Source organism: Nocardia colli (assembly GCF_008704205.1).
Classification (GTDB): domain Bacteria; phylum Actinomycetota; class Actinomycetes; order Mycobacteriales; family Mycobacteriaceae; genus Nocardia; species Nocardia colli.
Map to the genome: position 1 here is coordinate 473,269 of NZ_VXLC01000001.1, position 20,236 is coordinate 493,504.

At 68.0% G+C, this 20,236-nt stretch carries 18 protein-coding genes; 6 read left to right on the forward strand and 12 right to left on the reverse strand.

The annotated features are described in order from the left end of the window. Positions 1 to 40 precede the first annotated feature (40 nt). Both F3087_RS02360 and F3087_RS02365 read left to right on the forward strand, forming a co-directional pair. Positions 41 to 727: a TrmH family RNA methyltransferase gene (locus tag F3087_RS02360; protein WP_150400090.1), complete on the forward strand. Its 687-nt coding sequence runs from the start codon at positions 41 to 43 to the stop codon at positions 725 to 727. Between the two features lie 68 nt (positions 728 to 795). Then, positions 796 to 1,242 (forward strand): hypothetical protein, encoded by a 447-nt coding sequence (locus F3087_RS02365; protein WP_150400091.1) that lies wholly within the window; start codon positions 796 to 798, stop codon positions 1,240 to 1,242. Here F3087_RS02365 and F3087_RS02370 read toward each other — a convergent pair. After that, entirely contained in the window at positions 1,226 to 2,227 is a 1,002-nt protein-coding gene (locus tag F3087_RS02370) for a helix-turn-helix transcriptional regulator (protein WP_150400092.1), read from the reverse strand. The two genes, F3087_RS02365 and F3087_RS02370, sit on opposite strands and share 17 nt — an antisense overlap. 82 nt (positions 2,228 to 2,309) lie before the next feature. Between F3087_RS02370 and F3087_RS02375 the strand changes: the two genes are divergently transcribed. Further along, positions 2,310 to 3,269 carry an alpha/beta fold hydrolase gene (locus tag F3087_RS02375; RefSeq protein WP_150400093.1) on the forward strand — a complete coding sequence of 320 codons (960 nt, stop codon included), beginning with the start codon at positions 2,310 to 2,312 and terminating at the stop codon, positions 3,267 to 3,269. A 67-nt stretch (positions 3,270 to 3,336) separates the two neighbouring features. On the opposite strand, the gene F3087_RS02380 is transcribed toward F3087_RS02375, so the two are convergent. The 6 genes from F3087_RS02380 to clpB form a co-directional block, all read right to left on the reverse strand. Then, complete coding sequence (locus F3087_RS02380; protein WP_150400094.1) at positions 3,337 to 4,044, reverse strand: lysoplasmalogenase; 708 nt, start codon at positions 4,042 to 4,044, stop codon at positions 3,337 to 3,339. 3 nt (positions 4,045 to 4,047) lie between these two features. Continuing rightward, on the reverse strand, positions 4,048 to 5,106 hold the full coding sequence (locus F3087_RS02385) for a beta-ketoacyl-ACP synthase 3 (protein WP_150400095.1): 1,059 nt from the start codon (positions 5,104 to 5,106) through the stop codon (positions 4,048 to 4,050). Positions 5,107 to 5,150: 44 nt separating this feature from the next. After that, positions 5,151 to 5,732, reverse strand: coding sequence for an orotate phosphoribosyltransferase (gene pyrE / locus F3087_RS02390; RefSeq protein WP_150400096.1), 582 nt, complete (start codon positions 5,730 to 5,732; stop codon positions 5,151 to 5,153). A 226-nt stretch (positions 5,733 to 5,958) separates the two neighbouring features. Next, a complete protein-coding gene (locus F3087_RS02395; RefSeq protein WP_223884777.1) occupies positions 5,959 to 7,095 on the reverse strand; it encodes a type III secretion system chaperone family protein in 1,137 nt (378 codons plus the stop codon). 68 nt (positions 7,096 to 7,163) lie between these two features. Further along, positions 7,164 to 7,949, reverse strand: a complete 786-nt coding sequence (locus F3087_RS02400) for a DUF5666 domain-containing protein (RefSeq protein WP_150400097.1) — start codon at positions 7,947 to 7,949, stop codon at positions 7,164 to 7,166. Positions 7,950 to 8,020: 71 nt separating this feature from the next. Then, positions 8,021 to 10,576 (reverse strand): ATP-dependent chaperone ClpB, encoded by a 2,556-nt coding sequence (clpB, locus tag F3087_RS02405; RefSeq protein WP_150400098.1) that lies wholly within the window; start codon positions 10,574 to 10,576, stop codon positions 8,021 to 8,023. Positions 10,577 to 10,876: 300 nt separating this feature from the next. On the opposite strand from clpB, the gene F3087_RS02410 reads away from it, so the two are divergent. The 3 genes from F3087_RS02410 to F3087_RS02420 all read left to right on the forward strand — a co-directional run bounded on the left by F3087_RS02410 (position 10,877) and on the right by F3087_RS02420 (position 14,090). Further along, positions 10,877 to 11,812 carry an NADP-dependent oxidoreductase gene (locus F3087_RS02410; RefSeq protein WP_150400099.1) on the forward strand — a complete coding sequence of 312 codons (936 nt, stop codon included), beginning with the start codon at positions 10,877 to 10,879 and terminating at the stop codon, positions 11,810 to 11,812. Between the two features lie 281 nt (positions 11,813 to 12,093). After that, complete coding sequence (locus F3087_RS02415; protein ID WP_150400100.1) at positions 12,094 to 13,254, forward strand: FAD-binding oxidoreductase; 1,161 nt, start codon at positions 12,094 to 12,096, stop codon at positions 13,252 to 13,254. Between the two features lie 44 nt (positions 13,255 to 13,298). After that, entirely contained in the window at positions 13,299 to 14,090 is a 792-nt protein-coding gene (locus tag F3087_RS02420) for an FAD-binding oxidoreductase (RefSeq protein WP_150400101.1), read from the forward strand. A gap of 92 nt (positions 14,091 to 14,182) precedes the next feature. On the opposite strand, the gene F3087_RS02425 is transcribed toward F3087_RS02420, so the two are convergent. The 5 genes from F3087_RS02425 to dnaK form a co-directional block, all read right to left on the reverse strand. Beyond that, complete coding sequence (locus tag F3087_RS02425) at positions 14,183 to 15,352, reverse strand: FAD-binding oxidoreductase (RefSeq protein ID WP_150400102.1); 1,170 nt, start codon at positions 15,350 to 15,352, stop codon at positions 14,183 to 14,185. A gap of 568 nt (positions 15,353 to 15,920) precedes the next feature. After that, on the reverse strand, positions 15,921 to 16,325 hold the full coding sequence (locus F3087_RS02430) for a heat shock protein transcriptional repressor HspR (protein WP_150400103.1): 405 nt from the start codon (positions 16,323 to 16,325) through the stop codon (positions 15,921 to 15,923). Continuing rightward, on the reverse strand, positions 16,325 to 17,482 hold the full coding sequence (gene dnaJ / locus F3087_RS02435) for a molecular chaperone DnaJ (protein WP_150400104.1): 1,158 nt from the start codon (positions 17,480 to 17,482) through the stop codon (positions 16,325 to 16,327). The genes F3087_RS02430 and dnaJ overlap by 1 nt, the downstream gene beginning before the upstream one ends. Positions 17,483 to 17,508: 26 nt before the next feature. After that, positions 17,509 to 18,219 (reverse strand): nucleotide exchange factor GrpE, encoded by a 711-nt coding sequence (gene grpE, locus F3087_RS02440; RefSeq protein ID WP_150400105.1) that lies wholly within the window; start codon positions 18,217 to 18,219, stop codon positions 17,509 to 17,511. Continuing rightward, positions 18,216 to 20,063, reverse strand: a complete 1,848-nt coding sequence (gene dnaK / locus F3087_RS02445; protein WP_150400106.1) for a molecular chaperone DnaK — start codon at positions 20,061 to 20,063, stop codon at positions 18,216 to 18,218. Before dnaK ends, grpE begins: the two co-directional genes overlap by 4 nt. Between the last annotated feature and the right edge of the window lie 173 nt (positions 20,064 to 20,236).

The window sequence follows — 20,236 nt, forward strand, 5'->3', positions numbered from 1 at the left end:
GCATGACGGCTCGGCCGCGGGCGGAATTAGCATCGTCGGAGTGAATCACCCAGTGCCGGACGCGGCGGAGCAGGACCCGGCCGGGCCCACCGAGTGGGGCGAGCACCCGCACGGCGTCGGACCGTGGGCCGCCGAGCACGCCGAGCCGCCGCCGGACGATCCCCGGCTCGACGCCGAACTGCTCGACGCCGGTGACCGCCGCAACGTGGTCGACGCCTACCGGTATTGGACGCGTGAATCGATCGTCGCCGACATCGACCGGCGCAGGCACCCGTTCCACGTCGCCATCGAGAACTTCGGCCACGACGCCAACATCGGCACGGTGGTCCGCACCGCCAACGCCTTCGCCGCGGCGGCCGTGCACATCGTCGGCCGCAAGCGCTGGAACCGCCGCGGCGCCATGGTCACCGACCGCTACCAGCACATCGAGCACCACGCGAGCATCGCCGAGCTGCTGGAATTCGCCGCCGGTGCGGGACTCACCGTGGTCGCGGTGGACAACGTGCCCGGCTCGGTCCCGCTCGAAACCGCCGACCTCCCGCGAAACTGCCTGCTGCTCTTCGGCCAGGAGGGCCCCGGCGTCACCGATCACGCGAAAGACGCTGCCGCCATGACGGTTTCGATCGCGCAATTCGGCTCGACCCGCAGCATCAACGCGGGCGTCGCGGCCGGAATCGCCATGCACGCCTGGGTCCGCCAGCACGCGGACCTCGCCGACGCTTGGTAACGGATATCCCCACGTCAGGGTCGTTGCGGGCCTATCCTGGAGGTCTGACAGTCGGGGTGGAGGCTGGGATGGATCACGGGCGTATTTTGCGTACGGTGCTCGCGGTGACCGCCGGGTACCTGGTTGTGCTCGGGGTGTGGCTGGGGTGGGTGGTTCAGCACACGCCGCCGGGGACGTTGCCGTATCAGATCGTGGCGTTGGTCGGGGTGTTCGGCACGTGTGTGGGGATCGGAATGATGCTGGCGGGGCGGCCGTCCAAGGCGGACCGGCGGCTGTGGCGCGACGGGCTGGAGGGGTGGGCGACGGTGCACGGGGTGCATCCGCTGCGGCGCACGGATCATCACACCGAGCTGACCGAGCTGGACCTGGAGTTGACCATTCCGGGGGCGGAAAGCTACCGGGGGACAATCGTTTTCGATGTCACGCCCGCGGACAAACCGCGGCTCGCGGTCGGCGAGACCATCTCGATCCGGGTCGATCCGGCGAACCGCGATCGGATCATCGTGGTGCTGTGACAGCGGCTTTCGACCCCGCGCGGTAGATGTCGGCCAGCCCGACGGCGATAACGGCCATCCGGTCCCGCAGCTCAGCGGGCGCGAGCACCTCCGCGTCCACGCCGAATCGGAGCAACAGACCGGCGGTGTGCTCGATCGTTTCCATCGGCATCATCACGATGACTCGTCCGGTGCTGTCGGCCGGCTCGGCGCTGTCCCGCGCGGCACGGACCAGCGCGGGCTCGAGCAGGTGCGGCAGACGCTCGAGCGCACGCTTCGTCAGCCGGATCCTGGCGGTGCCCCGATAGCGGCGGGCATCGAAATCGTCGAGGTAGTCGGCCCAGCACGTCGCCAGATCGAATCCGGTAGGGCGCTCGAACGTGCTGTCCAGCAGTTGGATTCGAAGAATCTGCGCTACCCGATAGGTGCGGATACTGTCCGACTCGGCGACCAGATACCACCGACCGGATTTGAGCACGAGCCCGTAGGGCGCGACCTCACGATCCACCTCCCGTGGCTGCGCCCACCGCCGGTAGCGGATCCGAATGCGGCGCTGCGTCCAGGTCGCGTCGACCACCGCCGCCAGCTGCGCGGTGCTGTCCGGATCCGCGTACCACTCCGAGGTGTCCAGATGGAACCGCTGCTGGACCCGGCCGACGCCCTCGCTCAATTCGTCCGGTAGCGCCGCCTTCAGCTTGAGCTGCGCGGTGGCCAGCACGGCACCGAGCCCCAGGTCCGCTGCCGGACCCGGCAGGCCCGCCAGGAACAGCGCTTCGGCTTCATCGGCGGTCAGGCCGGTCAACCGGGTGCGATAACCATCGACGAGCCGGTAACCGCCGTCGTGACCCGCCTCGCCGTACAGCGGGACGCCGGCCAGGCTCAGCGATTCGACGTCTCGATAGACCGTGCGCACCGAGACCTCCAGTTCCCGCGCCAGTTGCTCCGCCGTCATCCGCCCCCTCGCCTGTAGCAACAGCATGATCGACAACAGTCTGCTCGCCCGCACACGAACCAGTTTTCCACTGACAGAAGATGGCAGTGAACCCCGGTTAGCCTCGCCGAGCCCGATTCGAACGAGAGAGGCAACCATGATCCCGAGCGATGAAACCTTCGACGGCACCTGGCCTTTCCAGGCCCGCTACACCGAAGCCGCCGGTTTCCGGCAGCACTACATCGACGAGGGCCCGGCCGATGCCGACGAAACCCTTGTCCTGCTGCACGGTCAGCCGACCTGGGGATACCTGTGGCGTCACCTGATCGACCCACTGGGCCGAACCCGGCGCGTCGTTGTGCCGGACCACATGGGCTTCGGAAAGAGCGCTACCCCAGCCGATTCCGACTACCTCGCGTGCGACCACGTCGACAATCTGGAAGCCATCCTGATCAAGGTGCTCGACCTGCACCGGATCACGCTCGTGCTGCACGATTGGGGCGGGCCGATCGGCGCCGCCTTCGCCCTGCGCCACCCCGACCGGATCGATCGCATCGTCGCGATCAACACCGTGCTGCCGCTCGGGCAGCTCGGGTACCGCGAGCTGATGGCAGGCAATCACGCCGACAGCGCCTGGTTCCGCTGGGCGGCCGCGGCCGAGGCGGACGGCACGCTGACGGAAGTCCTTGGTAACGCGGGTAATACGGTGACTCACGCAATGCTGGCGTTGCAGACCGTCACCCGGCCGGAGATCGTGACACCGACGTGGATCCGGGCCTATGCGAGCCATTTCACCGATCGCGCCGAATGCCTCGGCGCGATCCGCTTCCCCCAGCAGGTCGTCGCTCCAGGTCCGAAACCGTCACTGCCCGAACCCGATCCGGCAGCGTCGGCAGCAGTACGGGCCAAACCGGCGATACTGCTGGAAGGCATGCAGGACACCGCGCTCCTGCCGCGCTACATCATTCCGGCGTTTCGCGCGGCCTTCCCGGATGCCCCGGTAATCGAACTGCCGAACGCGGGCCACTTTCCACCGGAGGACACGCCGGACGCGGTCCTGGCCGCGCTCGAACTGTTCCTCCACACAACCGCCATCCACGCCACAGCCGAGCACTAGTTCGGTGAGGACGCACCAGTTTTGATGTGCCGCACCGAGAATCGCATGCGAATTTCGGTGCGGGGAATCAAGAGTGGTGCGGCTGAGTGGGTTTCGCGTGGGCGGCGGGGTCTGCGAGCAGGAACTGGGCGGCGGCGTAGGTGGCGAGGATGATGCCCTCGGTTATGCGGCGGGTGCGGTCGGTGCGCGCGAACAGGCGGCGTAAGACGATCAGGCCGTCGGAGATGGTGAACAGCAGTGCGCCGAGGCCGAGCCGGCTGCGCGGGTCGGCGTTGGGGATGTTAACGCCCGCAATGGATTTCGCTCCGGGGGCAAGCGCAGGATCCGAGGCCAGCACGCCCGCGGTACCCAGTGTCGCACCGTAAGCGGTCAATGGCACGGCCACCGTAGGCGCTTTCGCGCGGAGCAGAGCGGCCGCGCCGAGCCAAGCGCCCAGCCGCGGCACCGCCACCTCGGCGTGCGGCCGCGCACCCTTGCGCAACCACAACGCCGAGTACCCGGCCTGCATCACCGCGAACGACGACGCCCCGGCGATCAATCGGCGATCGTTGTCCGGGTCGATGAGCAGGATGTCACCGAGCGTCGCGGCGCCGAGCGAACCGAGCAACACCGCACGATCCGTGCGCGCGACAGCGGTCCCCTCGGTCACTACATCGGCCGCCAGCAGCGGCATCATCAGGGGTTTCGCGACCCACTGCACCTTCTCCCGGCCGGTGACGCCGGCGAAGACGGTGGCAGCGGCCGCGGCGAGAAACCCGGCCCGGAACAACCGCATCGCTCAGAAGCTCGGCTCGACCGGCTTGGGCGGCAACGTGACGACCTGACCGGCGTAACTGAGCCCGGCGCCGAAACCGAGCAGCAGCGCCAGCTGACCGCCCTTGGCCTTGCCGGTCACCAGCATCTCCTCCATCGCCAGCGGAATCGACGCGGCGGAGGTGTTGCCGGTCTGCACGATGTCGTTGGCCATCGGGATGTCGTCGGCCAGACCGAGGTTCTTCTTCATCAGCTCGTTGATCCTGGCGTTGGCCTGGTGCGGGATGAAGACCTCGATGTCTTCCTTCGCCACCCCCGACACCTCCAGCGCGGTGGACAGCGCGCGCGGCAAAGTGACCGCAGCCCAACGGAAGACGCGCGGGCCCTCCATCCGCAGCGACATCCGCCCGATCGGCTCGATCGCCGGGTCGGTGCCCTGCATGGCCTGCGCCTTCTCCATGTAGTCGAGGAAGTTGACGTCCTGGGCGATCGCGGAGGCGTTCTCGCCGTCGCTGCCCCACACCGTCGGGGAGATGCCGTTCTCCTCGGCCGGACCGACCACCACCGCGCCCGCGCCGTCACCGAAGATCATCGCGGTGCCGCGGTCGGTCGGGTCCAGGCCGACGGTCATCGTCTCCGCGCCGATCAACAGCACGTACTCCGCGGAGCCGGCCCGGATCAGGTCCGCGGCCACGCCGAGGCCGTACCCGAAACCGCCGCAGCCGGAGGTCAGGTCGAACGCCGGGATCCCGTTGATGCCGAGGTCGTGCGCGACCGACGGGGCGCCGTGCGGGGTCAGCATCAGCCAGCTCGACGTGGCCAGGATCAGCGCGCCGATCTTCGACCGATCGATGCCGCTGTTGACGATCGCCCGCTCGCCGGCCGCGGCCGCGATCGACTGCAGGGTCTCGTCGCCGCTGATCCAGCGCCGGGTCTGGATACCGGTGCGCTCGAAGATCCACTGCGGGGTGGAGTCGAGGACTTCGCACACTTCTTCGTTGCTGACGATTCGCTGCGGTCGATAGGCACCGATACCGAGCATCGCAACGTTGTCGCGATTTTTGTTGATTGCAATGCTCACCACTGGAGATGACCCTTCACCTTTGAAGAACTTGACCGCTGTCCAGGCTAGCTGAGGGCCAAATCCTTCAGTCCGAGGATGGATCGATACTCCAGGCCCTCGGCCGCGATCACCTGGTCGGCCCCGGTTTCCCGGTCCACCACGGTGGCCACGCCGACCACGGTCGCGCCCGCGTCGCGCAGCGCGCGCACGGCGGTGAGCGGGGAGTTTCCGGTGGTCGTGGTGTCCTCGACGACCAGCACCCGCTTGCCGACGATGTCCGGGCCCTCGATCTGGCGCTGCATGCCGTGCGCCTTCGCGGCCTTGCGCACCACGAAGGCGTCGATCGGGCGGCCCGGCGCGTGCATGACCGCGAACGCGACCGGGTCGGCGCCCATGGTCAGCCCGCCGACCGCGTCGAAATCCCAGTCCGCGACCAGCTCGCGCAGCAGCTTGCCGATCAGCGGTCCCGCACTGTGGTGCAGCGTCGCGCGCCGCAGGTCGACGTAGTAGTCGGCCTCTTTGCCCGAGGACAGGGTGACTCTGCCGTGCACGACGGCGAGCTCGCGCACGAGCCCCGCCAATCTGTCTCGGTCCGAACCGGCCGCGGTACCCAGCGCCGACTCGTTAGTGGTTGCCTCGTCGATCATTCCTAAGTCCTTCCGCGTGTGTCGAACAAGCCGCGATTCAATCGGGCCGCCAGGGTTCGCGGGATCGTCCCGGCGACGGTTCCAAGCCTTGTGCACTGCGGGCTTTCGGCAGCCCGTGGACGCCGGACACGTCGAACCGCGTCCTCGGATCACCCCGACCGCGCTGACGAGGTTGACGACCGATCCGGTGGCCGCGGCGATCATAGACGGACGCGGGCCGAGCCGATCACTGCGGCACAGGTCCCTGGTATGGACGGAAACCGGGATGGAACGGGCCGCCGGGCGGTTCGGCCGCCGCGTCGTCCGCGCGGGCGGCCGGGCGACGGTCGGGCTCTTCGGCCCAGTCGTCGTCGGCGGGGAGCTCGTCGCGCTGGGCGGGCACCCATTTGTCGCGCGGTTCGGGGGTCTGTTCGCGCGGCTCGGGCGACCATTCTTCGCGCGGTTCCGGCGTCCACTCGTCGGCGGTCCTGCGGTCCTCGCGGACCCGGGTCCGGGCGTCCGGCACCACGGCCAGCGACGGGCGGCGCGGCGGTTCGGGTTCCTCCGGCGCGGACAGCGGGGCGCGGCCCTCGTCGTAGCTCTGCTCGGCGAACGGGGCCTCGTCGAATTCCTCGTCCTTGCGCAGCCGCGGCGGCTGCACCCGGGCGCCGCCGAGCGGTTCGTCCAGCTCGTCGCCCTCGGCCTCGTCCGGTCGCTGCCGGCCACGCGGGCGCGGGCGGCCGGGGTCGTGCCCGCCGTTGTCGAAGCGCGGCTCGCTGACCGGCGGCAGCACGTGCAGCAGCCCGGACAGGCGCAGCACCGCGTCGATCGAGGTCTCCCACTCGCGCGAGGAGGTGCCGACGGACAGCATGCCCAGCGTCCAGTTGCCCTCACTCCAGAGCATCTGCACGGTGTCGGGCAGCGTCTCGATGAACGCCACCATCCGCTGATCGACGGCGTGCCTGGCGATCTCCGGGTTGGTCGCGAAGACCACCCGGTCGCCGATCGCGCCGAGCAGTTCCAGGTCGGCGTCCTTCGGCGGCGACGCGGTCTTGAGCCGCATGTCGACATCGATGTCCGAGCCGATCTGCCGGCGCACCGCGATCAGGGTCGCGGAGTCCTCCAGATCGAAGAGCACGAACTTCTCGCCCTTGCGAATACCGGACACCACATCGACCGCGGAGAGGTAGCCGAGCTTGGCCAGCGCGCCGCGACGCCACGTCGATGGCAGCGCAGGCTCCACCGACACATACGTGTAGCCCTGGGATTTCGCCCAGACCTGCCGCGCGTGACCGGTCCGCTGTCGCTGGATCCGATCGAAATACAGCAGCACGATCGCACCCACGAGTGCGATCGCCGCCAAGCCGAACCACATTGCCGTCATCGGTGTCTAGCCTATCCAGCTCGGGGGGCGAATGCCCGTCGCCACCCGGCGGCGGTGCTGCGGGTCGTTCATCGTCCGCCGCCGGGCAGCGCGGTACTGATGATCACCTTGGCCTGAATCGATCCGTCGGCGCCCTTGTCACCCTGGATCAACACGATGTCGCCGGTGGGCAGATCCGACACCTTGGTGCCGGACATCGAGATCACCTGGGTGTTCGCGTCGGTGCGCACGGTGACCGTGGCGCCGAGCAGGGTGCTGATGGTGAGCGTGCCGCCATCGTTGGCGTTGATGGTGCCCATGGTCGCACCGAGATTGTCGATGCCGCCGAGGCCGGGCACGCTCGGAATCCCGCTCGGCGTGGGCCGCGGCGAACCCGGCAGCGGCCGGGTCGCGGTCGGGAAGGCCGAGGTACTCGCGGCGGTGGTGGACGACGAATCCTTGTTGGCGAGCAGCACGCCCGCGACGACGCCGACCACGGCGATCAGCGCGACCACCCCGAGGCCGAGCGCGATCCACAAACCCGTGTTGCGCCGCCGCGGCGGTTCCGGCGGCGGCATGCCCGGCCCGGGCGGGACGCCGTCGACCGGCGGCGCGCCCTGCCACTGATTGCCGTAGGTGCTTTCGTAAGCACCCCACTGGTTGTCGTGCGGCGGGAACTCGCGGGTGGCGTTCGGCGGGGGCGGTGACCACGGCTCGAACTGCTCGGTCGCCGGATACGCCGAGGGCGCGCCGGACCCGTACGCCTCGGAATACTCCGTGGTGTGCAGTGGCTGCTCGAACCCGGACTTGCCCGCCAGGTGCTCGGTCGGAGCATCCTCCGGCCGCTGCCCCCACGGATCGTTCGGGTTGGTCATGGCTTCCAGGTTAAGCGTTCCGGTCGGTCGGCGGTCGATACCCGAGGCATCGACCGCCGACTCGCCAGTACCTAACGGCCGACGATGAGCCCGTCGCCGTCCGGCGAGACCGTCACCTTCACCGTGTCTCCATCGGTAATCTCGCCGCCCAGTAGCTCTTTGGCGAGGGTGTCCCCGATCGACTGCTGGATCAGCCTGCGCAGCGGACGCGCACCGTAGACCGGGTCGTAGCCGCGCACGGCCAGCCAGAACCGGGCCGAGTCGCTCACGTCCAGCTTCAGCCTGCGCTGGGACAGCCGCTTCTGCAGCTGGTCGAGCTGGATGTCGACGATGTGCTCGAGCTGCTCCTCGTCCAGCGCGTGGAACATCACCACGTCGTCGAGGCGGTTGAGGAACTCCGGCTTGAACGCCGAGCGCACCGCGTTCAGCACGAACTCGCGATCGCCACCCGCACCGAGATTGGAGGTCAGGATGAGGATGGTGTTGCGGAAGTCCACCGTGCGGCCCTGGCCGTCGGTGAGCCGTCCCTCGTCGAGCACGGCGAGCAGGATGTCGAACACATCCGGATGCGCCTTCTCGATCTCGTCGAACAGCACCACGGTGTAGGGCCTGCGCCGCACCGCCTCGGTCAGCTGACCGCCCTGGTCGTAGCCGACGTACCCGGGCGGGGCGCCGACCAGGCGGGCCACCGAGTGCTTCTCGCTGTACTCGCTCATATCGATCCGGACCATGGCGCGTTCGTCGTCGAACAGGAAGTCCGCCAATGCCTTTGCCAGCTCCGTCTTACCGACGCCGGTCGGGCCGACGAACATGAACGAGCCGGTCGGCCGGTTCGGGTCGGCGACTCCGGCGCGCGCCCGGCGCACCGCGTCCGACACCGCCTGCACCGCCTCGGTCTGGCCGACCACGCGGCGGCCGAGTTCCTGCTCCATCCGCAGCAGCTTCTGGCTTTCGCCCTCGAGCAGCCTGCCGACCTGGATGCCGGTCCACGCCGAGACCACCTCGGCGATGTCGTCGGGGCCGACCTCCTCCTTGAGCATCACCTCGCCGTCCGCCGCTGTGCCGGAGACCTTTTCGGCCTCGACGAGTTGCTTCTCCAGCGCCGGGATCTTGCCGTAGCGCAGCTCGGCGGCCTTGCCCAGATCGCCGTCGCGCTCGGCCCGTTCGGACTCCCCGCGCAGCGACTCCAGTTCCTCCTTGAGCACCCGGACCTGATCGATGGCGCTCTTCTCGTTCTGCCAGCGGGTCATCAGCTGGTTCAGCTTCTCCCGGTCGTCCGCGAGCTCGGAGCGCAGCTTCTCCAGGCGTTGCTTGGAGGCCTCGTCGGTCTCCTTGCTCAGCGCGACCTCTTCGATCTCCAGTCGCCGCACCGCGCGCTCGACCGCGTCGATTTCCACCGGGCGCGAGTCGATTTCCATCCGCAGCCGGGAGGCCGACTCGTCCACCAGGTCGATCGCCTTGTCCGGCAGGAACCGGGAGGTGATGTAGCGGTCGCTGAGCGTGGCGGCGGCGACCAGCGCGGAGTCGGTGATGCGCACGCCGTGGTGCACCTCGTAGCGCTCCTTGATGCCGCGCAGGATGCCGATGGTGTCCTCCACCGACGGCTCGCCGACCAGCACCTGCTGGAACCGGCGCTCCAGGGCGGCGTCCTTCTCGATGTGCTTGCGGTACTCCTCCAGCGTGGTCGCGCCGACCAGGCGCAGCTCGCCGCGGGCCAGCATGGGCTTGATCATGTTGCCCGCGTCCATCGCGGATTCGCCGGTCGCGCCTGCGCCGACGATGGTGTGCAGCTCATCGATGAACGTGATGATCTGTCCCGCACTGTTTTTGATGTCTTCCAGCACGGCCTTGAGCCGTTCCTCGAACTCGCCGCGGTACTTCGCGCCCGCGACCATCGCGCCGAGGTCGAGCGAGACCACGGACTTGCCGCGCAACGACTCCGGCACGTCGCCGGCCACGATGCGCTGGGCCAGGCCCTCGACGATGGCGGTCTTGCCGACGCCGGGCTCGCCGATCAGCACCGGGTTGTTCTTGGTACGCCGGCTCAATACCTGGACCACGCGCCGGATCTCGGTGTCGCGCCCGATCACCGGATCGAGCTTGCCCGCGCGGGCGGCCTCGGTGAGGTTGGTGGAGTACTTCTCCAGCGCCTGGTAGCTGCCCTCGGGATCGGGGCTGGTCACCCTGGCGCTGCCGCGCACGGCCGTGAACGCCTCGCGCAGCGCGTCGGCGCTCGCGCCGTATTTCTTCAGCAGCATGGTCACGTCCGAGTCGCCGGCGGCCAGGCCGACCATGACGTGCTCGGTGGAGACATACTCGTCGCCCAGCTCGGTGGCCAGGCGCTGGGCCGCGGTGATCGCGGCCAGCGCCTCGCGGCCGAGTTGCGGGGTGGTCGTGGCGCCGGTCGCGCTGGGCAGCCGGTCCACGATGTCCTGGGCCTCGCGCCGCACCGTCGCCGGGTCGACGCCGACCGCCTTGAGCAGCGGGGCAGCGATGCCGTCGGTTTGATCCAGCAACGCCACCAGCAAGTGGGCCGGACGAATCTCCGGATTGCCCGCGGCCGAGGCCGCCTGCAACGCGGCGGTCAGGGCCGCCTGGGTCTTGGTGGTGGGATTGAACGAGTCCACAAGTCACCTTCCTACTGGTCGATTGTCCTGGCACCGCAGCCTGATCCGCCCGAATCTCGCGCGGCTGGGCGCCGTCTTCTACATCCAACGTGGGAAAGGTTGAGTCTGTTCCGCTCAAGTTTAGTTATTTTCACCGCGCTTGAACGGTACGCCGCGACACCGCGCCAATGCCGTGAATCACAGCGTCGATGAGGTATGGATGCATACGATGACGTTTGCCGTTAGTTGATGCATCAAAGAGCGCTTGCCGGCACGCGGGTGCGAGGCCGCACTCTTCAGCCCGATTCAAGGAGCGAATGGATGCGCGCGATTGTCGTACGGAAGTTCGGAGCCACGCCGGAGTTGACCGACATGCCGGTCCCTGAACCCGGGCCGGGTGCGGTGCGGGTGCAGCTGGAGGCGGCGGGGGTCAACCCGTTCGACGCGAAGATGGCCGACGGAATCCTGGACGGCAAACTGCCACACGACTTTCCGATGATCCTCGGGGTGGACGGCGCGGGCGTGATCGCCTCGGTCGGCCCCGGCGTCACCCACTTCGCCGTCGGCGATCGAGTGGTCGGCAAGTTCCTCACCCCGCCGGCCGGCCACGGCAGCTTCGCCGAATACGCGGTCCTCCCGGAAGCCGCCACCCTGGTGCACATCCCCGAGGGCGTGCCGACCGCGGCCGCCGCGGCCCTGCCCACCGCGGGCGTCACCGCGCAGGACATGGTGGACGCCACCAAGATCGAGCCCGGCCAGACCGTGCTGATCGTCGGCGCCACCGGCGGCGTCGGCTCGTTCCTCGTGCAATTGGCCAACATGGCGGGCGCGAACGTGATCGCCACCGCCCGCGCCGCGGTCGCCGACCAGATGACCCGGCTCGGCGCGGCCGAAACCGTCGACTACACCGCAGGCCCGATCCGCGACCAGATCGCCGCCGCCCACCCCGACGGCATCGACGTCCTCTACGACCTGGTCAGCCCGCCCGAGGTGCTCGCCGACCTGACCACCCTGGTGCACGACGGCGGCACCGTCTACTCCACCATCTGGTCCGCCGACGAGGACGCCCTGCGAGCGCGCGGCATCCGCGGCGGCAACATCGAATCCAGCGGCCGCGCACCGGAATTGGCCCGACTACTGGACCGGGTCGCCGAGGGCGACGTGGTCGTCCCGATCGACGCCACCCTCCCGCTCGCCGACGGCGTCACCGCCCTCGGCGCCACCGGCGCCCGCGGCAAAACGGTGCTCACCATCTAGCCGCAGCTGCGTGGTAGCTGAATCAGCATCGCCCTCAGCGAACACCCTGCCGATGCCGCACGGGCAATCCGGCAGATAACCTGTCTACGAGGCCGAAGCGCCGGCGAGCATGCCCATTGGACACCAGCGGCTCGCGGCCTAGCCGAGCGTCAGCTCGACGTAGTCGCGAGCAGGTTGTGCATACCAACACGACTTCGGCACTTTCGGGGATACTGATCAGCGGAGGACCGCCGGTTACGGATACGTCCCCGGGCAGACTGAGGGAAAGGAAGCTTCGCGTCGTGGATGCGCGTTCGGCTGCGCTGGTCCGCGCCAACTTCCGTGCGGTGATCGAGTCACCGCACGGACCCGAGCGGTTGGTCAGTGCGTTCTACGGTCATTTGTTCGCCGAGAACCCGCAACTGCGTGAACTCTTCCCGCCTGCGATGGAAATGCAGGCGAAGCGGATCGTCACCGCCATCCAGTACGTGCTCGATCACCTCGAGGACTGGGGCCGGGCGCAGAAGTTCCTGGAGCAATTGGCCCGCGATCATCGCAAATACGGGGTCGACGCGGCGCATTACGACGCCGCGGGCCGGGCCCTGCTCTCGGCGTTCCGCGCGTACAACGGCATCGGGACCTGGCACCGCGGGCTGGAGGAGGGCTGGCGCGACATCACCATCCTGATCTCCGCGTCCATGGCCATCGGCGCGAACTCGGACAAGTCCCAGCCGTACTGGGAGGCGACCGTGGTCGGTCACCGCCGGGTGCTCGAGGACCTGGCCATCGTGCGGCTGCAATCCGAGAGCCCGATCCCTTATCAGGCCGGCCAGTACGTGCCGCTCACCGTGCCGCAGCGGCCGAAGATGTGGCGCTACTTCTCCCCCGCCATCCCGGCGAACCCGTACGGCGAGATCGAGTTCCACGTCCGCAAGATCCGCGGCGGCTGGGTCAGCCCGGCCATCGTGAACGAGACCAGGGTCGGTGACCGCTGGCAGATCGCCGGACCGCTCGGCGGCCTGCATGTCGACCGGGACAGCGGCCGCGATGTGCTGCTGATCGGCGCGGGCACCGGGATCGCCCCGCTGCGCGCCCAGCTGATCGAGATGGGCCAGCGCGGCATCAACCCGCGGGTGCACTTCTTCATCGGCGGCCGCTACCCCTGCGATCTCTACGACGTGGAGAACATGTGGCAGCTCTCGCAGAGCAATCCGTGGCTCACCATCGTCCCGGTCTGCGAACAGAAGACCAACCCGTGGTGGTACCCCCATCCGCCGCAGGAAGAGCCGTACGGCATGCACCGGCGGCTGATCGGTAACCTGGGCGCGGTGGTCGCGAGCTTCGGCGCGTGGGCGGACCGGCAGATCCAGATCGCCGGGTCGGCGAAGATGATCGCGGACACTCGGCGCGCGTTGATCGCGGTCGGTACTCCGGAGCACATCATCAGCTCCGATCCGGTTTGACGAAGGAGGCCCCATGGGGGACGGCAGCGGACGGAGTCCGCGGGGTGGGTAGGACATCGGGGGACCCCGGTGCGCTCGGTAATGGCGCACACCATCCGACGGAGTGGACAGCCACGGTCGTCGGACACCATCGAATCCGCCACGACCTGGCGGTGATTCGCTTGATCGGCGAGTTCGTCCCGTTCCTCGCGGGGCAGTCGGTCGAGGTCACCGTGCCGCAGCAACCGAGCATGCGGCGCCGGCTCTCCCCGGCGCTGCCGCCGTCGCTGGACGGCAAGCTCGAGTTCCATGTGCGCACGGTCCCCGGCGGCTGGTGCAGCGGCTCCATCGTGGCCGACACCCGCCCCGGCGACGAGTGGCAGATCCGTGCCCCGTTCGGCAGTTTCGCGGTCGACCCGGCGGGCGAGGAAGTCGTGATGATCGCGGGCGGCACCGGATTGGCTCCGCTGCGCGCGCAGATCCTGGATCTGGCCCGCGAGCCGGAACCGCCGCACACCTATCTGTTCTTCGGCGGCCACACCCCGCGCGACCTGTACGCCTCGGACATGCTGTTCCTGCTGGCCGGCGAATTGCCTTGGCTCACCGTGATTCCCGTGGTCGAGAGTCCGGACGATCCCAGCTGGGTGGACGAGTGGTACGAGCGCAGCCGGGTGAACATCGGCTTCCCGCCGGACGAGATGCTCTTCGGCACGCTCGCCGAGGTGGTCGGTTCGCACGGCGCGTTCGACAACCACCAGGTGCTGGTCTGCGGCTCGCCCGCCATGGTCAATGCGACGGTGGATCGGTTGCTCGCCACCGGAACTCCGGCGGAGCGCATCCAATTCGAAGGGCTATAACCCGATAGCCGGAATCCGGCCGCGGTACTGGGCGCGACCGGATTCCGACTGAGTCCGGGATTACGGGAGGGGTCGAAATCCCGGACGGCCGGTCAGAACAGGGGGTCGTGGCGGATGTTCTTGGTGAGCGTCCCCGCGGCCATCATGCGGAACTTGGTGGTCTGCACCATCGACGGCGAGCCGACGATCTGCACGTCCCGGTCGGCCCAGGCGCCGAAGCTGGCGACCACCTTGCCGATCTGACCGGTCAGCCGCGGCTCCAGCCCCGCGTACGCGGGCGCCAGTTCACCGGAATCGGTGTACCACCAAGGGTTTTCCTCGTGTTCGGTGACCGGGGTGACGGTCAGCCAGCGGTTGGCCACGGCCAGGCTGTTCAGCGTGTCCAGGTCGTAGAGGTCGCACGGATGGTGACCGCCGACGAACAGGTGCACCTTCGGGTTGGTCCGCCGCTGCGCCATCGCCATCAGCTGGGCGCGCAGCGGCGCGATCCCGGTGCCGCAGCCGACCATCAGCATCTTGCGCTTGGTGTTGCGCGGGATGCCGAGGCCGCCGAGCGGCGAGCCGAGCAGCCACTGGTCACCGATCGAGGTCTGGCCGACGATGGACGAGCTGACCCAGCCGCCGAGCACGCCGCGAACGTGGAATTCGATCTCCCCGTTGGCATTCGCGGGCACGGCGGGCGACATGTAGCGCCACATCCGCGGCCGGGACGGGACCTGCACGCTGAGGTATTGGCCGGCGGCGTATTGCATCGGCTGGTCCAGTTGCAACCGCAGCACGGTCAGGTTGCGCAGCACGTTTCGGCGTTCCACCACGGTGCCGGTCCAGACCGGCGGCGTGGTTTCCTTCTCCGCCGCGCCGATCATGGTCTCGCCGATGATCTTCAGGCCTTCGTCCCAGGCCTGGTCGACCTCGTCGGTCCACATCTCGGTGCCCGCGTACACCCGCATCGCGGTCTTCAGCGAGACGGCGACCGCGGTGTAATGCGCCGGCTGCGCACCGTACTTGCGATGGTCGCGCCCGAGCTGGGCGAGGAACGGCAGGAGCTTGTTCGGCTCCTCCAACCGATCCAGGACATAGGCGATCGCCTTGACAAGGCGATCACGCTGTGCGTCCATGGCTGCTGGAAAGAAATCGCGGACTTGGGGGTAGTCGGTGAATAGGATCGCGTAGAACGATCTCGCTAATTTCTCCGGCCCCCCTTCCTCCGCAGCAACCGCCTTGAACGTCGTTCTGATCAAAGCGACAGTCCGCGAATCCATTTGTGTCACAACCCCATTTCGCACTCGAACACAAACTGTGCCGGCGAGTGAGGTGCTGCGGGACACTCGTCAGCAGCCGTTGCCAAGGAGTGTAGGCGAGGTTTGCCAGCAGCGGAATCCTCCGTTTAAACAACAAGCATGTAATTCCTCGGAAACGAGGAGGCGCAGCGCAAAACAGTCACGAAACCGACTGATAGACCGCAAAACCCGAGTGAAATCAGTCACGGATACACTGAATTTGCACGACTCGTTCTGCAACCCTCGTACCGGTAGCGATCTCAGAGCGACCGCGCGGCAACATCACTGGGCGATCGACCGACTGAGTCGGTTCACGCCACACGCCACGCCACCGGGGCCCGCGATGAAACTGACCAGTCGGCTATCGGCCGGAAACCGCCGACCCGATGCGCTGTCGCACACCAAGTCTCGGCTTATCGTTGGCTACCCCGCAGAAACCCGGCGCGGCATGACTTCGGGCCGCCGGCCTCGGAGCACGATCAATTCTCCGAGGCCGGCGGCCCGATAGTTAGCCAGCCGTATTCAGTATTGTTGCGGGACTTCCGTTCGCTCAAATACCCCGGCGATTTCGCGGTTGCCAGACGACGAGTGCGGTACTGCGTTGCGGCGGCGAAAGATCGGGCCGATAGCCCGCCCGCAGCCGATCCAGCTCGGCCGCCAGTTCGGCGACCCGCTGCTGCAATTCCTCGACCTGGTTGGTGAGTTCGATGATGCGTTTGATGCCCGCCAGGTTGACGCCCTCGTCCTGAGACAGCCGCTGCACCTCGCGCAACAGCTCGACGTCCCTGGCCGAGTAGCGTCGCCCGCCGCCCGAAGTGCGTTGTGGCGTAACCAGTCCCAGACGGTCATAGGTGCGCAGGGTCTGCGCGTGCATGCCCGCCAGCTGGGCAGCCACCGAGATCATGAAGAACTCGGCACGCGACCCGCCGGACGCCTGCTTCGGATCATGGGACATCAAGCACCTGCCCATCCAGCCCGTGGATCGAATCCGCTTGCCTTCTCCGCCTCCGCATAGCGCCGGAGCGCTTCGGCTGCGTTGTCGTCCAACTTCTGTGGCACCGCGACCTTGACGGTGACCAGCAGGTCACCGGCGCCGCCGCCGCGCTTGGGCACGCCACGACCACGCACCCGCAGGATGCGGCCGTCCGCGGTGCCGGGCGGCACCTTGACCCCCACGCGCCCTTCCAGCGTCGGCACCGAAACCGTGGTCCCGAGCACCAATTCGCTGTAGCTGACCGGCAGCACCAGGGTCAGGTCGTCGCCGTTGCGGCCGAAGACCTTGTCCTGGCTGACGTGCACGCTGACGAACAAATCGCCCGACGGCGCGCCACGCAGGCCCGCCTCGCCCTGTCCGGCCAGCCGAATCCGTTGCCCGTCACTGACTCCCGGGGGAATCCGCACCGTGATGGTGCGCGTGCGGTTCTGGATGCCGCTGCCGTGGCAGTCGACGCACGGGTCGTCGATGATCGAGCCGGTGCCCCGGCAGTCGTCGCACGGCTCGCTGAAGCCGAACGCACCCTGGTTGCGGCTGATGACGCCGGTCCCATTGCAGTGCGGGCAGACTCGCGGGCTGGTGCCCGGCTTGGCGCCGCTGCCGTGACAGGTGGTACACGGCGACGGACTGGTCATCCGCAGCGGAACCGTGACGCCTTGCGCGGCCTCCCGGAACCCGAGGGTGGTCTCGGTCTCCACGTCGGCGCCGCGGCGCGGCCGGCTCGTGGTGCGGGTGCCGCCCCGGTTGAACAGGCCGCCCAGCAGGTCACCGAGGCCACCGTCGCCCGCGTTCGCGGTGCCGAAGATGTCGCCGATGTTGAAGTCCTGCGAAAAGCCGCCGCCCGCACCGGGAGTGAACCCGCCGCGTGGATAGCCGCCACCCGCGAACAGCTTGCGGGTCTCGTCGTACTCCTTGCGCTTGGCCGGATCCGACAGCACCGCGTGTGCTTCGCTGACGGTCTTGAACCGCTCCTCGGCCTTGGTGTCACCGGGATTGGCGTCCGGATGCAGGTCACGTGCGAGCTTGCGGTACGCCTTCTTGATCTCGTCCTGCGAGGCGCCGGAGGAGACACCCAGTTCCTTATAGAAGTCCTTTTCGATCCACTCCCGTTGACTCACCGGATATCTCCTCCTCTCGCGTCTTATTACTGTTTGTTCGCGCCGGCATCAGCGTCCGATGCCTCGGTCGAATCGGTTGTGGCCGCTGCGGCCACCCCATCGGTAACCCCGACCAGCGCGTGCCGAAGCACCCGTTCGCCGAACCGATAGCCCTTGCGCATGACCAGCCCGATCACCGGGTTGTGCCCGGAACCCTCGTGCTGCACGGCCTCGTGCAGGGTCGGGTCGAAAGGCTCACCCTCCGAACCGAATTCCTCCAGGCCCTGCTTGTGCAGCGCGGTGGCCAGCTTGTCGGCCACCGACTTGAGCGGTCCGTTGTCCAGGTCGCCGTGCGCCCGGGCCCGATCGAGATCGTCGAGCACGCCGAGCAATTCGGTGACCACGGCCGCCTTGGCGGTATCGATCGCGGTCTTGCGATCGCGCTCGACGCGACGCCGGTAGTTGGCGTACTCCGCGGTCAGCCGCTGCAGGTCGGTGGTGCGCTCGGCGAGTTCCTTGCTGATGGCGTCGGCCAGCAGCTCGGCGCCCTGCGCGGTACCGATGATCGACTCGGCGCCGTTGCCTGCGTCCGGGCCGGACCCGGCGGCGGAGTCCGCCGCCGGCTCCCGTACGTCACCGGTCTGCGCTGTCTGGTCGCTACGCAGGCTCCGCTCCTCCGGGTCGATCTTGCGATTGTCGACGAAGGTGACCGGCTCTTGCTCGGAGTTGCGCTGCTCCGAATCCTTGCCGTTGGTCACTTCTTCTCCGTGTCCACCGGCTCGTCCACGACCTCGGCGTCGACGACCTCGTCATCGGCGTCGGTCGCCGAGGATCCGTTGCTGGACGCGGCCGACTCGTTGGCCGAGGACTCGTAGATCGCCTGGCCGAGCGCCTGCGACTCGGTCGCCAGCTTCTCCACGGCCGCCTTGACCGCGGCGATGTCGGTGCCCTTGAGCGCCTCGTTCGCCTCGGCGATGGCCGCCTCCACCTTGGACTTGATCTCCGCGGGGACCTTGTCCTCGTTCTCCTTGATGAACTTCTCGGTCTGGTGCACCAGCGACTCGGCCTGGTTGCGGGTCTCGGCCTCCTCGCGGCGGGCCTTGTCCTCGGACGCGTGCTGCTCGGCGTCCTTCACCATCCGGTCGATCTCCTCCTTGGACAGGCCGGAGCCGTCCTGGATCTTGATCGTGTTCTCCTTGCCGGTGCCCTTGTCCTTCGCGGTCACGTGCACGATGCCGTTGGCGTCGATGTCGAAGGTGACCTCGATCTGCGGCACGCCGCGCGGGGCCGGCGGGATGCCGGTCAGCTCGAACGAGCCGAGCAGCTTGTTGTGCGAGGCGATCTCGCGCTCACCCTGGAACACCTGGATCTGCACCGAGGGCTGGTTGTCGTCGGCCGTGGTGAAGGTCTCCGAGCGCTTGGTCGGAATGGTGGTGTTGCGCTCGATGAGCTTGGTCATCACCCCGCCCTTGGTCTCGATGCCCAGCGACAGCGGGGTCACATCGAGCAGCAGGACGTCCTTGACCTCACCCTTGAGCACACCGGCCTGCAGCGCGGCGCCGACGGCGACGACCTCGTCCGGGTTCACGCCCTTGTTCGGCTCGCGGCCGCCGGTCAGTTCCTTGACCAGCTCGGAGACGGCGGGCATGCGGGTGGAGCCACCGACGAGCACGACGTGGTCGATGTCGGCGACGTTGATGCCCGCGTCCTTGATCACGGACTGGAACGGCGCACGGGTGCGGTCGAGCAGGTCCGAGGTGATCTTCTGGAACTCGGCGCGGGTCAGCTGCTCGTCGAGGAACAGCGGGTTCTTGTCCGCGTCGACGGTGATGTAGGGCAGGTTGATCGAGGTGCTCTGCGAGGAGCTGAGCTCGATCTTCGCCTTCTCGGCGGCCTCACGCAGCCGCTGCAGCGCCATCTTGTCCTTGGTCAGGTCGATGCCCGCGCTGGCCTTGAACTTGTCCACCAGCCAGGTGACCACGCGCTCGTCCCAGTCGTCACCACCGAGGTGGTTGTCGCCGGAGGTGGCGCGGACCTCGACGACACCCTCGCCGATTTCCAGCAGCGAGACGTCGAAGGTGCCGCCACCGAGGTCGAAGACCAGGATGGTCTGTTCCTTGTCGCCCTTGTCCAGGCCGTACGCCAGCGCGGCCGCGGTGGGCTCGTTGACGATGCGCAGCACGTTCAGGCCGGCGATCTGGCCGGCTTCCTTGGTGGCCTGGCGCTGTGCGTCCTCGAAGTACGCCGGCACGGTGATGACCGCGTCGGTGATCTCCTCACCGAGGTAGGCCTCCGCGTCGCGCTTCAGCTTCATGAGCGTGCGCGCGCTGATCTCCTGCGGCGTGTACTTCTTGCCATCGATCTCGACGGTCCAGTCGGTGCCGATGTGGCGCTTGACCGAGCGAATGGTGCGGTCGACGTTGGTGACGGCCTGGTTCTTGGCCGGCTGGCCGACCAGCACCTCGCCGTTCTTCGCGAAGGCGACGATCGACGGGGTGGTGCGCGATCCTTCCGAGTTGGCCACGACGACCGGTTCTCCGCCTTCGAGTACGGCGACGACCGAGTTCGTGGTCCCGAGGTCGATTCCGACCGCACGAGCCATTGTTGTTCCTCCTATTTGACGTACTTACTGGTGTCGGTGCCGGGCGAGGATCGCCCTACGGCCAGGTCACCCTGTGCCGCGAGACCTCGCCCCAAGCACCTGACGGAGCACGGTCCCAGCAACGCTGAGCGTGGTCGGCTCAATCCTGCCCCCAATTATCACCGGGAGTCAAC